The organism is Chlorogloeopsis sp. ULAP01, assembly GCF_030381805.1.
Taxonomy (GTDB): Bacteria; Cyanobacteriota; Cyanobacteriia; order Cyanobacteriales; family Nostocaceae; genus Chlorogloeopsis.
Genome location: NZ_JAUDRH010000008.1, coordinates 17734 through 35877 on the forward strand (window position 1 = coordinate 17734; position 18144 = coordinate 35877).

Consider the following 18144-nt stretch of genomic DNA (forward strand, 5'->3'; position numbering starts at 1 on the left):
AAAGAGTGGGAGCCGGGGAGACAATTAACTATTAAACACTGTACGGGCAGGTTTAGAAGATAGATTGTCGGTTTTAACCTCAAGATACCCAAAAAACCCGCACGCGGCTGTGCTACAAGTCGGCACTAGACGCGTTCGCCGTCAGGCGTTGCGTTAGCTAGCGGCTACCCTCCGGGAAGCCGCTAGGGCGCGCTGGCTCACCTACTAACAAATGACAAATGACAGATGACTATTGACTAATTCCAATGATTCCTATTAGCGATAACATTTTTATTTTTACACGTAGAAAACCAATTACTGTTTACTGCCTCGTTGGTATTAACATTGCTTTATTTTTATGGGAACTGAAGCTAGAAATTAGTGGTGAATTAGAAAATTTAATTAACAGTTGGGGTTTGATTCCAGCACAGATAAGTGAGCCGATCGCATATGTAAAAGCTGGTAACTTCGCTGCTGGATTATTTGTACTCTCACGTTTTCATTCACTGCTATCAGCAATGTTTCTCCACGGTAGTTTTAGCCAAATTTTAGCAAATCTGATATTTTTATGGGTTTTTGGCAAAAACTTAAACAATATCCTCGGACAACTCAAATTTTTAGGACTTTACTTAATTGGTGGCATTCTCACACAGGTAATCCAAATTCTTGTTAATCCTAGCTTGACAGTACCACTGATTGGAGCAAATGGCGCGATCGCATCAATTTTAGGTGCTTATATCTTCAAGTTTCCCAAAGTGAAAATTGACACTGTGTTGCCACTCCTCGTTATATTTATACCTATTCAGATACCAGCAATTTACTATCTATTTTGGTGGTTTGTACAACAGTTATCTTATGGCATTGGTAGTTTAAATATTCCTGGTGGTGTCAACCCGCATAGCGTTAACTACTGGGCGCATGGTGTAGGATTGGCGATTGGTGCAGTTGGGATGCGATTATTACAAAGACGTTAACTACAACTGTGATTTCCGCGCCCAAATCTGTGTGACGCGAGGGATACCAAATACTGTGTTTTCATCAGCAGCTAACATTCTAATTTCGGTAAGCATCTTGTCAATCTCCTCCCGTGTTGTCAGCCCAGCTTCGAGCAAAGCATCAGCTGCCTCTGACAGTAACAAATCAACTAAACGCTTGTTATCCCCAGATATAACGGTGGGTTGATACATATTGACTTCTGATACAGTCAACCCAACTTCTTGAAAAATTCGGTATAGCCTAACTCCCATACGAAAGTTCTGATGGCGAATATCGCTGATGCTTAAAAAAAGCTTGAAACAGTGATCATAAGCAGGAGAAGGCGGATCGCAGAAAACACAACTGAAGTCTGCTTCTTCGCACACAAGCACTCCATTTGGTTTCAGAAGCGATCGCATTTCATTAACTGCATCAGCCGGACGATTTAGGTGCATTAGCAAGAAACGGCAGTAAACTAAATCAAAAGAGTTATTAGGTAATCCAGTTTTGTAGGCACTGGCTTCAAATAATTTGATGTTATTCAAACCGAGAGCTTCTGCATTGCGGCGTGCCTGTTGTAACTGTGCAGAGCTACTATCTACGCCGAATACTAAACCACTAGAACCAACTTGCCGAGCAAACCAGTTGGAGACATTTCCAGTGCCGCAACCAATATCAGCTACCTGCATTCCTTGCCTTAATCCGACTCTTCCAAGGAGGAATTCAGTATGGAGCATATGAATTCTATTTAGAATTTCCAGCCGATACGCGCCTAATTCTCCAGTGGCAAGTGTGTAGCGATCGTCTTGTGTCATTTTGTCACCCAAGTTATTACAAGTTGTGAATTCGATAATTGTAAAATTACCCTGTCAGATCCTCGACTTCTCATACCAAATTGCCATTGCTAACTAGAACGACTTGAAAAAAACTAAACTATGTGAAGTAATGTAAAAATGTTGGCATCCAGCTCGTAGTAAGGACTAAAGTCCTTACTACAAACCTTTAATTATTTACCTTGTTCTACTTAGTATTTTTTGAATCTGTAGAGAGGTGCCATGGCACCTCTCTACTTATCATTAACATCTCTTTGCGTCAGCCTACATGATAAGTCTTTAAAATTTTAAAACATCTAATGATTCTTCAATTTCTAAATCTAAAATTATTTCGCGTGCTTTTTTTGTCCTGCTAAATTCCCTTCTCGACGATAAATTTCTGCTGCTTGCTGAAAATTCTCAATCGCTGCTTGTTTATTTCCTAAATTATAAAGAGCATTGCCGCGATTGAAATAAGCATCAGCATCTTTGTAGTTAATATTTATTGCCTGTGTGTAATCGGTGATCGCTCCCTCATCATCTCCTGCATCGTAGCGAGCATTGCCACGATTGAAATAAGCATCAGCATCTTTGTAGTTAATATTTATTGCTTGGGTGTAATCAGCGATCGCTCCTTCGTAGTCTCCCAAGTGAGCGCGAAAATTACCACGCTTTTTATAAGCATCGCCGTCATTGCCAAGAATCTCAGTTTCATCAAAAACTTCAACTACTCCTTGATAATTTGCTATGGTTTGCTATGGGAGCATGAAAGTTATGATTTTGGGAATTTGTAGAATCATCATGGGGATAAATTCTTCTTGCTTGAGTGTAATCCTCAATCGCTCCTTGATGATCTCCGATAAAATAACGCACATCAGCACGGTTTCTATATACATCAGCGCTATTAGGATTAATTCTAATTGCTTGCGTGTAATCGGCGATCGCTCCTTCATAATCTCCTAGCTGGTAGCGTGCCAATGCGCTTTCGTTATAAGCTTTCATATAATTAGGATTAATCATGATTGCCTGAGTATAGTCAGGAATTGCTCCTTCGTAGTCTCCTAACTGATAACGTGCCAATCCACGTTTGTAATATGTCTCGGCATGATTAGGGTTAAGTTGCAATGCTTCGTTGTAATGACTAATTGCTGCCTCATACTGTCCTTTGTCGCAGCATTCATCACCCAATTTTGTATAAATCTGATTTAAATCTTCACCCTGATAACGTAAATATTCATTTGCAATTAAATAAGAGGAAGATTTTATGAAATTTTTAAGAGGTGATTTAGAGACCAGATCTTGTCTAATTTTATATTTATCAGTAAAAAGATTTTTTTCTTTATATAGATTGTAATTTATAGAAGATTGTAACTGTTCGAGATAACACTGTAAACCACCACCATAAAGCAATTGCTCTATCCCAAATGAGATTCTACCAGTCTTGAGCTTAATCATTTGAGTGGGAAGAAAACCAGCCAAGAAAATGATATTCCGGTTGTGCTTCATTCACCTCTTCTTGAATTAAAATACAGACTACAACTGCATTTTTTTCAACTTCTTCTGAGCTAATTGACCATCTGACCCTATCAATGCTACCATAACGAGATTTAACCTCTATGCCAATTGATGAATCAGCAGTTAGCGTGAAATCAATTTTGCCATCTCCACCCAATCGTTTTTCATAATCTACTTCCGTAATCAAATCAGCTAGGCGTTCCTTAACAACTTCTTCTCCCAATTTTCCTTTTAGATAGTTGAGAAAAACATCACGCACTGGCAAAACACGTTTATATTTTTCAGCCATCTGCCAGCAAAATTCTCGTAGTACTCTTAATCTTTCTCCAGAAATTATTGTTAATTCACTATACTGACTTTCTATTTCACAATGCAGCAGACAACCTGATGTTAACCTTTTGATGAAGTCAGATTGAAGCGATCGCAGTATGTTAATCCAGTCCATTTATATTTCTGCGAATCTTTATGACCAGGTGATTTTATCAATATATCAAATTAATTTAACTTCAGATTGCAAATATAAAACCACACCGCGATCGCAGTGTGGTGAAGTGTAGTGTAATGCTTTTGATAATAGTGATTGAAAACTACAAAGCCGATATATAGCATTCTGGCTATCACGCAGATATAACTTTAATTGATAGCCTCAAGAACAAATTATTGATACCTAAAATCAAGCTTCAACTATTATTTTTGCCTATTTCTTAGAGTACCGCAAAAAAACGCTCTCTATTTGCTAATACCGCTAAGTAGCCCAAGATAAATTAAGTTTTTGCTTTATCTGAGGAGCCTTGTTACCCTAACATCATATTCAGTGCCTCGTGGATGGTCACTTTTAGCCTGGATAAATGCCATACCATCGGCTTTTTCTTTTGTCTCTGCGTCGATTTCGTAACGTGTCGTCCCGCGTTGAAATGTATTGCTTACCTGGTCAGCAAACTCTTTAATATCAACAAACACCTCGTAAGTGTGAACCATTTTGGGACCTCCTCGTGCTTGATGCACGAACGATGGAAATAGTTTCTAGTTGTATCTAGTGTATTAATATAAATAAGTCCAAATCTCACAGAAACACAATTCTTCTTAGACAATCACAATTCTTTATAATTTTGTTGCATTTAAACATCTGGTTCTATTCCCAAAGCTCTTAGTTGTGCAGCCAAAACATCAGCGCGTTGTTGGGCTAATTCTTTCTGTTGGCGTTCAAATTCTGCCACTTCTAAAGGTGTAGGAAGAATTTGTCCCTCTGCGGCAAACAAACGCAGCTTAGATTCGTGGATACCCAAGTACAACTGCAACTGCTGACTCCACAACATCCTTGGGGTAATGGTTCCAACTGTTGGTATTGTCCATCAACTATATCGAACCCATTAAATTCTAACGTTTCTGGATCAAACCAGAAATAATCTGGTGTGCTGAAGAACATCTTGATAAATTTGCTTTTTTAATCCCTTATCTACATCAGCAGTACTCTCAGAGAGTATTTCCACAATCACATTCGGAGTTTTGCCTCCTTCTCCCCAAACTACCCAGCTTTTGCGCGGTTTGCGTTCAGTTCCCAGCACTACAAAAAAATCTGACCCTCGGAAGTCCCGCGATTTAAGTTGGTCTTGATTATAATAGATTGTTAAATTACCGCTAGCGTAGAAATTATTGCGGTTTTGCCAAAAGCACTCCAAGGAGTCTATCAACAGCTGCATTTGCTGTCGGTGCAAATCACTTTCCAAAGGCGGTTCATCACTCAATAAGTCTGTGGGTGGAATGATAATATCTTCGCCGATATCGTCTGGAATCTCAAAATCTCTAGCAAGGGACATGGCACAAGGGGTGATTAATCTGCGTTGTTGCGATAAGTATAAGGCAGAAGGTAAAAGATTTTTTCCATCTGCTTTATAGAAGTTGCCATTTTATATTTAATCATGTTCACCTACTTAATATCTTCTCGCTAATAACCTTTTTCATAGAGTTATTTTGTCATACTCGTCGTTAGAGATTAGCAGGATTTACATCAGATTTGTGGGTAGTAAAAGTCTGATTATGCCAGAGTTTTGAGGAGTTGAAGAGAAGTGCGATCGCGCCAGAATTATTCAATCGCTTTGATTTGTTGGAATTTGATGGTTAGGGAAAATAGACATGAATCAGCTTTTTATTTTCTCCAATAAAGATTGTGCTAAATTTCTGTTGTCAGGTTTTGAATCTTTATCAGCAATTCCTTTAATTTTGGCAGCAGCAGACTTGGGTAAATCTAGCATCAAGAGAGCTTTCAGAGTATACTGAATCTTAAATCTAATTTTATCGATTCAACTACCTCAACCTCTTCTCCCGCAACAGTGCATCAGCCCAAACCGCATCTTGTTCTGACAACGCTGGCACTGCCTCTTGACTGTAATCTACCACCAAATCATAACCAGATACGTCATATACTTCATTTAATAATGTCTGCAACACTATAACTGGTTCATTATCCCCAGAACGCAAAGGTAGAGGAAAGTTTGGAATTACGTCTTGTAAATTGAAAGCATACAAATCAGCATAGGGACGCTTATCGCCTCGACAAACTAAAATCCGATAATGACTGACAATTCCATTATCAAAAAACGGCATTGGTTCGCCTTTCCGTAGCAAATCAATTTCAACTAAGTTCATGCGACTTCCTAATACTTGTTCGCGCTTTTCCTCATACATCTGTCGTCCTTTGCCCTGACGTTTATTGCTAGGAGAAAGAATTTCGATAGTAGTAACTAATGCTTATGTTCCTACTTCTCTTACCTGCTTTGCGTAAAATCGTAGCGTTTTTAAACGCAAAGGGGCGCAGAGTTAGCGCAAAGGGTTTAGAGGTAAGAGTGGTATTTTAGGAACAACTAGTCAGCGCAGCACCACATTGATCCTCCCTTGCCAACCAACCCTTGATACCTCGATACTCTACGTGCGCCCATTGTCCCCGACAGCCTAACAATTTGACATTAACATTTGCCGGAACTCTTCCCAATTTCTTGCTTTTGCGATCGCTACTAGCGTAAAGATCCACGCCTTCAGTACCATAACCCCGCGCTGATACGCCTAAGGTTGGCAAATAAATCCATCCCGTTCCTTTAAAACCCCCACTTGCATTAGTGATTTGCACCCATTTTCCCAAAATAGCGATGATTTGGACTGTCTCATAGGTGGGTATTTTTCCCAAAATTTTGTGAGTAGGGCTTGCACCACTCCGCACCTTTAACCCTTGCGGATCTTGATGAATAATGTAGGCGTAAACATTGCACTTTTGTTGTTTGATTGTTTTTGCTAAGACACTGCCATCACCTATGCCAGTATTAACAAGCACACTTACACAACTAAATATCAATCCCACTAATAGCTTGGATGCTCGATTTGTCACAAAACTTCTCCATTATTTTTGACACCAGCGCTAAGGCTGGTGTCTGATTTTACCTCACATCATACCCAAACAAATTCGGATCGACTTCTCCTAACTGCAAATCAGCTAATCCATATTCCGCCCATCTTTTCTCAACCATCTGTGCTACTTGCGGATCTGACTCTAAGGGCGCACCCCATTCATGTTCGGTTTCTGGTGGAATCTTGGTGGTGGCATCAATTCCCATCCGTCCGCCCAAACCAATTTTCTCACTGGCAAAATCTAAACTATCAAAGGGGGTGTTTGGCAGAATAAATACGTCCCGTGTGGGATCGACTTTAGAACTAATTGCCCACACTACTTGACGCGGATCTCTGATATTAATATCTTTGTCTACTACAATCACAAACTTGGTGTAGGTAAACTGCGGTAATGCACTCCAAAATGCCAAAGCCGCCCGTCGCGCTTGCCCTGGATAGGCTTTATCAATAGAGATAATTGCTGCTTTATAACTCAAAGCTTCCATTGGCAAGAAGAAATCGACGATTTCTGAAACTTGTTGTCGCAAAATGGGAGTGTAGATCCGATTGAGAGCGATCGCCATCATTGCTTCTTCTTTGGGTGGGCGTCCGCTAAATGTGGTTAAATAAATCGGATCTTTGCGCTGTGTGATGCAGTGAAAGCGAATCAAGGGCGAATCTTCTACACCGCCGTAATATCCCATATGGTCGCCAAATGGCCCGTCTGGCAATACTTCTGTTGGGGTAATTGTTCCTTCGAGAACGATTTCTGAGTCTGCCGGAACTTCTAAATCTACGGTTTTGCACTTTGCTAGCTGCACGCCGGAACCACCATAAAGTCCAGCAAATAGCCATTCTGATAAATCTACCGGAATTGGTGTCGCCGCAGCCATGATAATTAAAGGATCTACACCGAGGGCGATCGCTACTTCTAATTTTTTGCCACGTTCGGCTGCTTTACGTAAATGCCTTGCTCCACCCCGCACCGATAACCAGTGAACAGTCATCGTATTTTGAGATTGTAGTTGTAAGCGATACACACCTACATTTGGCGTTCCTGTCTCGCAATCCTTTGTAATTACTAAACCTAGCGTGATAATCTTGCCAGCATCACCATGATATGGTCGTATCAAAGGCAACTTATTCAAATCTAAATCTTCACCTTGAATCACCACTTGCTGACAAGCAGGGAAAAAATCCCGCCCTGGTTTCGCTTTCAGCACGTCAAACAGCACCTTACCAAAATCAATCGCCTGGGAAATTTTCTTTGGTGGTTTTGGTTGCTGGAGCAGCGCCAACTTCTTCCCTAGTTCCTCCAACTCCTGGGGATGCTGCATATTCATCGCCCAGCAGATCCTCTCCACCGTTCCCATCAGGTTAATTGCCATAGGTATAGATGAACCTTTGACATTTTCAAATAGTAAGGCCGGGCCACCTTTTTGCAGCATTCGGTTAGAAATTTCGGCAATTTCTAAATTTGGATCGACGGATGCTGTAATTCGCCGCAATTGCCCCTTTTCTTCCAGAAGTTTAATAAATCCGCGTAAATCTCTTGCCATTGTGTTAGACAATATAAATCTTTAAGAACTGTGAAGCGCTTTTTATATTATCCGTTAAAAGATTGCCCTCAGACTAGAAGTCTTCTCATTACCGACATCTTTATAAATCTCTCGCTTCGTTGCTATAGCGCCAGAGAATCAATTCTCTGGCTTACAGCTAAAGTCTACTGAAGTAGACTCAACAAAAATAGGACTTATACCAATGCGTGGATTTTTGATTTTGGATTAAAACCATTGACTAATAGACGATTCTAGAAATTTTAAATAAGACTCCCGCGTGCCAATTTGGTATTACGCAGACTCTACGATTTCTTGGCGTTCTTGGCGACTTAGCGGTACCCTTCGGGTTCGCCAGTTCACGACGCCAGTCGCTACCCTCCGGGAAGCCGCCCTGACGGGCGTCTACAAGTCGGCAAAGCCGCCCAACGCGCTGGCTCCTTTATGCCGGGGAACCCTTTCACCAGTCACCTGCGGAGGGAAACCCTCCCGCAGTGCTGGTTCACCACCGGACTGGCTCACCGCTTCGCGTCTACGATAAATTAAGCTTGTGGGCGATTTTTGCGTAAGTCCTGAAAAATTTCAGTCCACTTGAGTGGACTTAAGACTATTAGCCTAGAACTTCAGTTCTGAGCGGAATGACTATAAATCTGGGGCAACACAAACAAAGTGGGATATTGATTAAGCTATGGTAAAAATAAATGGCTTGGCAGTTCTCCAACAATGTCCAAATTTACACTGCTCCCAACCTACATCAATTCTGCCGCTCTGGTAACCACTTTAGCGCTGGCAACAATTTTCTATCCAGCAAGAACACTGTCACAAACACCAAATAACGAGGGTGATGCTACTCTTCAAACAGGTTGCCTGTCTGGATATTCTGATGGTACATATCGCGGCTCCCGCCCGGTTACTCGCTATGAATTTGCTGCGGGACTAAATGCTTGCTTAAATCAAGTGGATAAACTTCTTCCCCCGCATCGAGAGAACTTGGCGACGAAAAAAGATTTTGAAGTTTTAATCCAACGGCAGAGAGAATTGAACGAACAACTGCGTGGACTCAATCAGCGAGTTGATAGAATCTCACCCGCAAAAAAATAATCTTATCTTGATCCAAAGAAATTTGAGAGCGATCGCTTTAACCACCAATTTTATACCTATTGGGTGGTGACGAAAAGTTTAATTCCAATATAAAATTTCGTCGCTCATCCCACATACGGTCAATGGTGAACCCACAATGAAGAAAATCACGATCGGCCAAGTACTTTGTGGCGCTCTGGTTACTCTGATAGCTGGGCTGATGCCAATGGAAGCGTTGCACGCCTGCACGCGAGTTGTCTATCTCGGCCCGCAAAGTACAATAGTTACCGCACGCAGCATGGATTGGGCAAGCGACATGGGTACAAACCTCTGGGCTTTCCCGCGCGGCATGAAGCGTGATGGTGCCGCTGGAGCAAACTCGATTCGCTGGACTTCTAAATATGGCAGTGTAGTGGCAGCTGGCTTCGACGCTGGTACAGCCGATGGCATGAATGAGAAAGGATTAGTGGCAAACCTACTCTATCTAGCTGAATCAGAGTACGTCAAACCCACAGCCAATGACAAGCGCAAACCCCTGTCGGTTTCTGCATGGACGCAGTACGTGCTTGACAATTATGCCACTGTTGCAGAGGCGGTGAAGGATTTGCGCAAGGAACCTTTCTATGTAGTTCCGACGATGACACCGGATGGTAAACCCGGACAGTTACATTTGTCGATTTCCGATGCCACGGGCGACTCGGCTATTTTTGAATACGTTGGCGGCAAGCTCAACATCCATCATAGTCGTGAGTATCAGGTCATGACCAACTCACCAGTGTACGATCAACAGATTGCCCTCAATAAGTACTGGGAGCAGATTGGCGGAACCACTATGCTGCCAGGCACCAATCGTGCAGCAGATAGATTTGTCCGCGCTTCGTTCTATATCAACGCGATCCCAAAAACGTCCAATATTAATGAAGCGATCGCGGCTGCCTTTTCTGTGATTCGCAATGCGTCGGTGCCGTTAGGTATTTCGATTCCCGGACAACCTAACATTTCCTCAACGCTCTGGCGCACGGTATCAGATCACAAAAACAAGCGCTATTTCTTTGAATCCACTCGCAGCCCGAATGTATTCTGGGTAAACCTATCCGACATGGATTTTGCCGAAGGGAAGCCGACGAAGAAGCTAACGCTGACAAATGGTGCTGTCTTTGCCGGTAATACAGCAGCGCAGTTCAAACCTGCCGAACCCTTCAAGTTTCTGACGGCAGAAGTAAAGTAAGCACTTTTTAAGATTGGCGGCAAGGCATACTAAGTTTGGTGTAATTATTATGTGATACTATTTCACGAAAAGGCTGATATGGATGTACCCCACCGCCTACGGCACCTCACCTTACTAAGGGGAGGTTGGGAGGGGTTGAATATGAATCACTCAAAAAGTGAAATGGTATGAGATGCAAACATTAGGGTTACAGAGTAGACGCTTCTTGTGCTATCTGTGCAATCATCATCTGTCCCGACTTACTCAATTCACCTACTACCTGAACAAAATTTGGGTGAGTCATTCCTGAACCGATAAATGTCCATCGATAGAATTTTTCTTGCGCTGCTTGAATTTGTTGTCTTTCTGGCTTGTTGAGGATTCTTCCGGTAGCTAGAGACAGACTCTCAATATCTAATTGAACTTGTGCTTTTAATCCGCCATCAAGCAGATTAACTATCGCCACATAATCATTAATTCCTGTCTCAATACCCTTGAAGTCAAGCTCTTGAGCAATATGTTTTACCATGAGGGTGTCGAGTCTGGCGTGTTGTGCTTCCTCCATCCAGTGGTGTCTGAGCAAGCTACAGAATTGCGGATCGAGAGCTTCAGCTTGATTATTTCTCACACTGTCTAGATAATGATGTTGTGTCATCCATTCAATGTGTAACGTTACTAGAGCAACACCCAACTGACTGTGTTTGAGAACAGCCTCAGCAATTTCTTTGGCAGGGCCGATACAATTACATTTAGTCCCAAATCCGAGTTCAAATTCCTCAGCAAATCTTCTAAACAGACGGATGTGTTTGCTCTCCTCTTCAGCAAAATGCAAGAACGCTTGTGTTGCTTGCATATCTTCATATCCTGTCTGTTGAACATGATCGATTACCAAAGGAAGGATAAATTCTTCTACAACTCCAAATAGATGTAAATAGCTGTTTCCTCGAATTTGATTGAGAATCAGTTTTTCTTGTTGGTTAAGGCACGTTATTGCTTTAACACCAGCCAATGCATCTGGTAGAAAAGGTTTAGTAAAATCAAGGCGTTTATCGTTGCCAATCAAATCTTCCACACGCCAATTAACTTTATAAGCATCTTTAAGCGTAGATTCGTATGTGTAGTTGTATGCGAGCATAAATTTTCTTATAAATATGAATCTTGTGGTGTAGCCTTGGTAGGGTGCGTTATGGACGAAAATCCTAACGCACCGAAAATTAAGGATGGTGAGGCAGCGCTCTTGGTAGGGTTTCCAACAGACAGTTCCGCAAGCGACTGCTGTAGCCCGAAGGGTGCGTTGCACTACACGACAATACACCCTACAAAACTTGTAATTGTGGCTGTATCTTGATTTGATTAGCCATGTTCCAGAAATTAGGAGAGACTGCCATTACTGCTTGATGAATTTCTTGAAACTGCTCTGGAGTTGCGTCACCTTTAATATGTATGGTGTAGTTAAGCTTTTCGTAACCAGGTTTAACAGTTTCATCAAGACGGAAGAAACCACGCAAGTCTAATTCCCCTTCGGTTGCAATTTCGAGTTTTTCTAGTTTTATACCTTGCAGAGAACATAGAGAAACATAGGTGGCTAATACGCAAGCATTAAACGCTGCCATCAACATTTCTTGAGGATTGGGTGCAGTATTAGTTCCGAATAACTCCTTCGGTTCATCAATATTAATAGTGAAGTTCTTCACTAATTTTTGTCCCCCAAATTCCCATCCTTCTATTTTTGTAGAGGATCTAGGGCCATCTATCCAAGTAGTAGATATTTGAAATTTTAAAATTCCTTTAGCAGGATCTTGGGAAACGCTATTGACCAATTCATGTATACTATTGATATCAACACCATTTATTTTTTGTAGTTGTTGTGTAACCATATTTGTGACTCCTATTCTAAATTTTTATAAAATTGAGAATTAGGCTACCGCTATTAATTCGAGTTGCGATCGCCAAGTAGGTATTACAAAAACTAGAAACCAAATTCCGCAAATAGGTTAGGAAATTAGATAATATTTTTGGCAAGTTGCATTTGGAAATATAAGCTAAGTCATAGAAATAACAAAGTAAATAGCAAAGAATGCTAGCAAACCCAATATAATCACTGAACCAACAAGGATCGTCAGTGGATAGAATAAGCGATATTTTCTATACAAATAATCTTCTTGATTTAGTGATTTTACGTTAATTAAGTATCCAACAATGGCTAGCACTAGTAAAAAAATACCGAAGGCGATCGCGCTCAAGCCAATAATACTAGTCCATTGTGAATTAATTTGGGTATTTTGCTTAGGAAACGTTTGATTCAGTGCTGCAAAAATACGATCAAATGCAATCCCAAAAGCAATTAGAGATAAGCAATTCTGAATCCAGCTTGTCAACGTCCGTTCAGCAGCAGCGCGATTACGCTGTTTCGCCAATTCAGTAGTAGTGATAGTCGGTTTTGGAGAAGGGCTAGTATTCATGGTGAGCCTTTAGATGGTTAAAATATTGCCTTTACCAAAATCCCGACAAAGGCAAACATGCCAATGCAAACGAGTGCGATCGCCACCGTCAATCCTAGAGAACGGCGGGGAATGTAGAAATATTCTTCTTGGCGCTGAATGCGATGAAGTTCTTGCTGATGTTCTATTGCTGCAAAAACCATTGCATATGTACCCAAAGCAATGAAAGCAAGTCCTAAAATACGAGAAAGATGCACTGGATTGAGATCTTGAACTGCTTGAAAGTTCTGAATAGCAGCTACCACTCTATCAATACCAAAGCCAAAGCCAATTAGGGAAAGGTTAGTACGAATCCATGCCATGAGAGTACGTTCAGCAGCAGCCCGGTTACGTTCTTTGGCAAGTTCAACTTGAATATTGGGTGGTTGGGGAGCAAAAATAGGATCATTCATGAAGATACCACTAATGCTTAGATTGATTTTATTTGGAATTAAGCAATCTTTAATAGTTGCAATGAAAATGGCTAACCTCTTAAGAAATAAATTTTAAAGGCTAATACCATTTCACTTTTTGAGTGATTCATATTCAACCCCTCCCAACCTCCCCTTAGTAAGGGGAGGTGCCGTAGGCGGTGGGGTAGATCCATATCAGCCTTTTCGTGAAATAGTATAAGAGATGAAGTCAGATAAATCTGACTTGAACAGTCTTTGAGTCAGTTTTAACTGACTTGTGCTATTAGCTAGAGAATTAATTCTCTGGCGGGTTACGGGTGAGGTGCAAGATATCAGTAATTCCATATTGCGGGCAATAGTTGTAATTACCAGACTAAATTGAATAGCTGATTCATAGTCTACCCAACAGGAATGATAACGACTGCAAGAAGCGATCGCTCAAGTAAGACTGGTTTTTTCACAAATTTAGCAGTAGAAACTGCTAGAGCGAGTATAAGTCAATTGTGGTAGCGTTTGTATCGAATCGTTCTAATCAAAGACTCAATCCGTCGGCGAAGATTGAGAATTCGTTGAGGGTGAATTGACTCGAAAGCCAGGAGCAGCATAGTCACCAGATAGATACTCACTGGGGATAGTAGTTTGATTTCCGTCACGAATGGCAGAGTAATGGGGTGAGCAAATTTCGATGTTTGCTTCGTTACACTTATCTTGAATATTTTGGTGTAATTCTGAATAAATTGATTCTATTTTGGTTGGATCGTTTGTGTAAGCTTTAAGTTCGTAGCTGATATAGAAATCATTCAATGCAGTTTGCCAGACAAAAGGAGGAGGTTGAGACAGAATATCAGTAGTTGCAACAGCTGCTGCAATTAGAGTTTCATGGGCATAACGCCAAGGTGTGTCGTAGCCTAAAGAAACTGTTGTGTGGACAATTATTGGGGTTTGCTGGTCTTTGAGGAGCGTATTGTAGTTAATAATGTTACTTGATAATAGAGTAGAGTTGGGAATAGACACCAACACATTGTTCAAAGTACGAATCCGAGTCACCAGCAGTTGTTTTTCCTCCACGAAGCCCATTAAATCACCAATCTCGATGCGATCGCCAACTTGAAATGCACGGGTGTAAACTAACGAAAAGCCTGCAACAGCATTTGCGATCGCACCTGAAGAACCAAGTGAAATCAACGCTCCAATTACAATAGAAATAGCTTGAAAAGCTGGAGAATTGGAACCAGGCAAGTAAGGAAAGACAATAGCGATCACAAAAGCGATCACAATAAAGCTCAATAGGTGGTAAGTTGGTCTTGCCCATTCTGGATAAAACCCTTGGATGGAGAGTGTGCCTCGTTCAATATTGGCAAAAATAAATTTTAAAAAGCCCAGAATATAGTGAGTTAACAAGGCAATTAAACCTATAGTCAGCAATTTTGGTATATATGCTAAAAATCCATTCCAAACTGCTGTCAACGTATTTTGAAGATGAAAAAACAAACTTGCTCCTAATTGACTTGTCTGAGGAAATAGACTCAAGACAAAAGACAGATAAAAGTAGAGCAGACTTAATACAACAGCAAAGTGAATGATTTTCGTAAAACCTTGCACTAGCGCAGAAATTTGTTGAGACGATAACAGTTCAAGATTTTGGACGCGAAGATTAGGAATCAATCTGTCTTGCTGGACATCTAACCAATGATAGAATTGAGGCATAATGTTCCATAAAACCAGCAAGATTGCAGTTAATAAAATTGTACTGGCTACTGCTAAAACTCCAGCACGAGTTAAGTAGCTAGCACTGCGTTTTTCTCGATACTCATCAATTGCATTTTTGATAATTTGTAAGTATTGATTGGCAAGTGCTTGTCGAGTTTGCTTAACAGCTTTAGCATCCGCATCTGAAACAGACATAATGGGAATACTTTGAGCATGAATGATTGTGACTGCTTCAGATTCAACTTCCCTAGTTTTCAACGCATCAGTGGGAATAGCATCATAATCTGCTAATTGCTGAATACTGGATGAGATTACTTTTGCACGCCGCTCAATAGAAGGTGAAAATAACTTGTCTTGAATGAAAAATAGTGTTTTATTCCCTAGCTCAACAGGTACTCCGTTTATAGGTAATTCGGAAGGAGTTTGAGAAAAACTACATAAGGGAGTAATGATAATTAGTAATGCGACAAAAATAGCAGTAATAACTGCCCCAAATGGCTGATTTATTTTGAGGATTAAACGACACGTCATATTGATTATTTAATCACTGTTGTTAAAGCTAAACTTGTTAAATTTCTGATCCTAGATTTGGTTTTTTTAGATAGTAATTGTGACTTTGCAAAATCTGTCAGTTAATAACAGCATGGTAAAAATTATAAAATCCACAAGTTTGAAGTTTAGTTACAAAAAATAACTATAATATAAGAAATTTATAAGAAAAGCTTTAGAAAAAATAGCATAAAAACTCCTTAGAAGAAAGTAATGAACATCAATTATTGAAGATTTTATATAATATAATTTAAAAATTTAACAGTTTTTGAAGTTAGATATAGTAATTAATTCATTAACTATAGATGATTATTGATAATAAATTCACATCATTTTCTAAGTTTTAATGTTTTTTTAGATATGTAAAAGAATATGGATATTCAATATTTGTCTAAAATTTATAGTTTCTATCCAGTGCTTAGTCCGTTAAAAGTGAAATCAGAACTAATTTATATATTATATAAATGTAAGGCTTTGTACTTTTTGTTAAACAGTCATCAATTTTCGTAAAGACTCGCCACCAAAATCTTCAAAAACTATAACTAAACTATTGCGGTTTTTTTCTAGACTGTAAGCTTTAACAATCCTTCTAAATTTAATCCATGAGTGATTTATATTCTTGCTTATACCGTACTAGTTTGGTGGGGTAGGAGAATCCTGTCTGAGAACTTTGAGAGCTACTGGGAGACAATCTAACTCTCGATATCCTCGGTAGATTAGTAAATTAGAATTTTCGTAAATTTTTGTAGTAATTTGAGAGCCAGAAATAGTAATCATCAATTAAAGATAAATCACTGATCCTGATAAATTAGAGCATCAAAATTAAGGAATTTTCTTATGAATCGTACATTTCGGCGCTACCATCGCCAGATAGCGATCGCTTTATGTCTGCCTTTGTTTCTTTCTGCGCTCACAGGTATGGGCTACACTATCGCTGATGAATGGTTGCACCAAATTGAATTAGCTACATTTATTCTCAATATTCATACTTTACAAATCTTCCATTTACAAGCAATCTATCCGCTTTTGAGTGGTTTGGGATTATTGGGATTGTTAATTACTGGTTTGAGTATGACAGGATTATTTCGCAAACGCCCAAGTGGTTGAGGTGCTCTAGGTAGGGAGAAAAACTCTGAACAGCTTGTGTTGGCTTTTCTCCCCAACAAGCGATCGCGTCTGTCAATAAGGTATAAATTATACAGGCTTAATATTGGATACTTAAAGTTTATCGATAGTATCTATAATTGGTTGCATTTAATTTTTAAATCATTTAATGATATAATTTTTCATCTATTACAACTAGTTTAAAATCTCAAATCCAAATTTAATCAAAATAACTTTAAAGAATGACTATTATCCTTTCATCTGCAAATTGGAGCGAGCTTTGGGAAGAAAGTTGGCAGCATACGCAAAGCGCAGACTTATCGGACAATTCAGATGAAATTATGCCATGCCCTACCCAACTCGCTCAGGGTTATAAACGAAATATTGGACTGCGTAATGGTATTCATTTAACCCTTCATAACTATATTTTTAATGAAGATGTAATTACAGTAGATAGGCAATCATATCAAGAAGATTGTTTGGAGTGGGTTTTTAATCTGTCATCCACTTTTAAGTTTTGTAATAACTCTTACGTAACTCCTGGAAAGCATTATGTTGCTGGGCTGTTTATGCCTGCTGGCGAAAGTTTAGATATTGCTGGCGAGCGCCGATTGGAAGTTGATATTCATCTTGAGCCGGAGTTTTTCAAAGCTTTGGTGGGCGTTGGCACAGCCTCTGTTGAGGAGAATCGCTTTGATTTGTTACCGCTTGATTTGCAACGGATGCTAAATGGTGACGAAAGTGTACCTTTTTCATTGCTGCAAAACACGACTCCAACTATGCAACTTGTCTTGGAGCAAATTCTCAATTGTCCGTACCAAGGTTTGACAAAGCAGCTTTATTTAGAGAGTAAATCTTTAGAAATTTTGGCACTGTACCTCGATTTAGTAACGGCGGAACCGCAAAAATCAAAATTGCCAGTTAAGCTGCAATTGGATGACATTGATCGCATTCACCAAGCCAAGGATATTTTACTTCAAAATGCCCAACACCCCCCTTCGCTGTTAGAATTAGCCCGAAAAGTAGGGATGAATGACTGCACTTTAAAGCGAGGATTTCGCCAAGTGTTTGGAACAACGGTTTTTGGTTATCTTCACGATTATCGGATGCATCGAGCCAGACAGTTACTGGAAGCACAAACAATGAGTGTTCAAGAAGTTGCTCGTGCTGTTGGTTATGTCAGTTCCACTTCCTTCCATACAGCTTTTCGCAAGAAGTTTGGCACCAATCCCGGTACATATTTGGCTGCAAGTCGTCGCAAAGTAGTTTAGAAATTCCGTCTCGAATAAGAAAAATTCCGTTTGGAAGAAGCGAAGAATCTTCCAAAGAGTTGTAATTTGCTATAAACTTTCTGCTAAAGATTCTCACATATAGCTAGAATTTCTA

At 40.1% G+C, this 18144-nt stretch carries 16 protein-coding genes and 3 pseudogenes; 7 read left to right on the plus strand and 12 right to left on the minus strand.

The features are described from left to right. The first annotated feature begins 245 nt into the window (after nt 1-245). Nucleotides 246-953 (plus strand): rhomboid family intramembrane serine protease, encoded by a 708-nt coding sequence (locus tag QUB80_RS16870; protein WP_289790684.1) that lies wholly within the window; start codon nt 246-248, stop codon nt 951-953. Here the strand turns inward: QUB80_RS16870 and QUB80_RS16875 are convergent, their stop codons facing one another. The 4 genes and pseudogenes from QUB80_RS16875 to QUB80_RS16890 form a co-directional block, all read right to left on the minus strand. Then, nucleotides 954-1769 carry a class I SAM-dependent methyltransferase gene (locus QUB80_RS16875; RefSeq protein WP_289790685.1) on the minus strand — a complete coding sequence of 272 codons (816 nt, stop codon included), beginning with the start codon at nt 1767-1769 and terminating at the stop codon, nt 954-956. 297 nt (nt 1770-2066) lie between these two features. Then, a pseudogene (locus QUB80_RS16880) lies at nt 2067-3726 on the minus strand (tetratricopeptide repeat protein). A 332-nt stretch (nt 3727-4058) separates the two neighbouring features. Next, the gene (locus QUB80_RS16885) at nt 4059-4259 is read right to left on the minus strand and encodes a hypothetical protein (RefSeq protein ID WP_289790686.1); all 201 of its coding nucleotides are present in this window, start codon (nt 4257-4259) and stop codon (nt 4059-4061) included. A gap of 140 nt (nt 4260-4399) precedes the next feature. After that, nucleotides 4400-5098: pseudogene (locus QUB80_RS16890) on the minus strand (Uma2 family endonuclease). 316 nt (nt 5099-5414) lie between these two features. On the opposite strand from QUB80_RS16890, the gene QUB80_RS16895 reads away from it, so the two are divergent. Then, nucleotides 5415-5558 carry a hypothetical protein gene (locus tag QUB80_RS16895; RefSeq protein ID WP_289790687.1) on the plus strand — a complete coding sequence of 48 codons (144 nt, stop codon included), beginning with the start codon at nt 5415-5417 and terminating at the stop codon, nt 5556-5558. Between the two features lie 27 nt (nt 5559-5585). Here the strand turns inward: QUB80_RS16895 and QUB80_RS16900 are convergent. The 3 genes and pseudogenes from QUB80_RS16900 to QUB80_RS16910 form a co-directional block, all read right to left on the minus strand. Beyond that, nucleotides 5586-6053: pseudogene (locus QUB80_RS16900) on the minus strand (DUF4058 family protein); the annotation flags it as partial. A gap of 79 nt (nt 6054-6132) precedes the next feature. Continuing rightward, nucleotides 6133-6660, minus strand: a complete 528-nt coding sequence (locus QUB80_RS16905) for an SH3 domain-containing protein (RefSeq protein WP_289790688.1) — start codon at nt 6658-6660, stop codon at nt 6133-6135. A 49-nt stretch (nt 6661-6709) separates the two neighbouring features. After that, nucleotides 6710-8218: a UbiD family decarboxylase gene (locus QUB80_RS16910; RefSeq protein ID WP_289790689.1), complete on the minus strand. Its 1509-nt coding sequence runs from the start codon at nt 8216-8218 to the stop codon at nt 6710-6712. A gap of 277 nt (nt 8219-8495) precedes the next feature. Between QUB80_RS16910 and QUB80_RS16915 the strand changes: the two genes are divergently transcribed. From QUB80_RS16915 to QUB80_RS16925, 3 genes are all read left to right on the plus strand, one after another. Next, entirely contained in the window at nt 8496-8756 is a 261-nt protein-coding gene (locus QUB80_RS16915; protein ID WP_289790690.1) for a hypothetical protein, read from the plus strand. Nucleotides 8757-8938: 182 nt separating this feature from the next. Further along, nucleotides 8939-9316 (plus strand): S-layer homology domain-containing protein, encoded by a 378-nt coding sequence (locus tag QUB80_RS16920; RefSeq protein ID WP_289790691.1) that lies wholly within the window; start codon nt 8939-8941, stop codon nt 9314-9316. Nucleotides 9317-9452: 136 nt separating this feature from the next. Next, nucleotides 9453-10523, plus strand: a complete 1071-nt coding sequence (locus tag QUB80_RS16925) for a linear amide C-N hydrolase (RefSeq protein ID WP_289790692.1) — start codon at nt 9453-9455, stop codon at nt 10521-10523. A gap of 187 nt (nt 10524-10710) precedes the next feature. On the opposite strand, the gene QUB80_RS16930 is transcribed toward QUB80_RS16925, so the two are convergent. The 5 genes from QUB80_RS16930 to QUB80_RS16950 all read right to left on the minus strand — a co-directional run bounded on the left by QUB80_RS16930 (nt 10711) and on the right by QUB80_RS16950 (nt 15636). Then, nucleotides 10711-11637 (minus strand): hypothetical protein, encoded by a 927-nt coding sequence (locus tag QUB80_RS16930; protein ID WP_289790693.1) that lies wholly within the window; start codon nt 11635-11637, stop codon nt 10711-10713. Nucleotides 11638-11818: 181 nt separating this feature from the next. Beyond that, the gene (locus QUB80_RS16935; protein WP_289790694.1) at nt 11819-12379 is read right to left on the minus strand and encodes an OsmC family protein; all 561 of its coding nucleotides are present in this window, start codon (nt 12377-12379) and stop codon (nt 11819-11821) included. A 165-nt stretch (nt 12380-12544) separates the two neighbouring features. Then, the gene (locus QUB80_RS16940) at nt 12545-12964 is read right to left on the minus strand and encodes a YidH family protein (RefSeq protein WP_289790695.1); all 420 of its coding nucleotides are present in this window, start codon (nt 12962-12964) and stop codon (nt 12545-12547) included. Nucleotides 12965-12981: 17 nt separating this feature from the next. Then, the gene (locus QUB80_RS16945; protein ID WP_289790696.1) at nt 12982-13395 is read right to left on the minus strand and encodes a YidH family protein; all 414 of its coding nucleotides are present in this window, start codon (nt 13393-13395) and stop codon (nt 12982-12984) included. A gap of 540 nt (nt 13396-13935) precedes the next feature. Beyond that, the gene (locus tag QUB80_RS16950) at nt 13936-15636 is read right to left on the minus strand and encodes a mechanosensitive ion channel family protein (RefSeq protein ID WP_289790697.1); all 1701 of its coding nucleotides are present in this window, start codon (nt 15634-15636) and stop codon (nt 13936-13938) included. Nucleotides 15637-16491: 855 nt separating this feature from the next. On the opposite strand from QUB80_RS16950, the gene QUB80_RS16955 reads away from it, so the two are divergent. Next, nucleotides 16492-16761, plus strand: a complete 270-nt coding sequence (locus QUB80_RS16955; RefSeq protein ID WP_289790698.1) for a peptidase — start codon at nt 16492-16494, stop codon at nt 16759-16761. Between the two features lie 239 nt (nt 16762-17000). After that, a complete protein-coding gene (locus tag QUB80_RS16960; RefSeq protein WP_289790699.1) occupies nt 17001-18029 on the plus strand; it encodes a helix-turn-helix transcriptional regulator in 1029 nt (342 codons plus the stop codon). Nucleotides 18030-18144 lie beyond the last annotated feature (115 nt).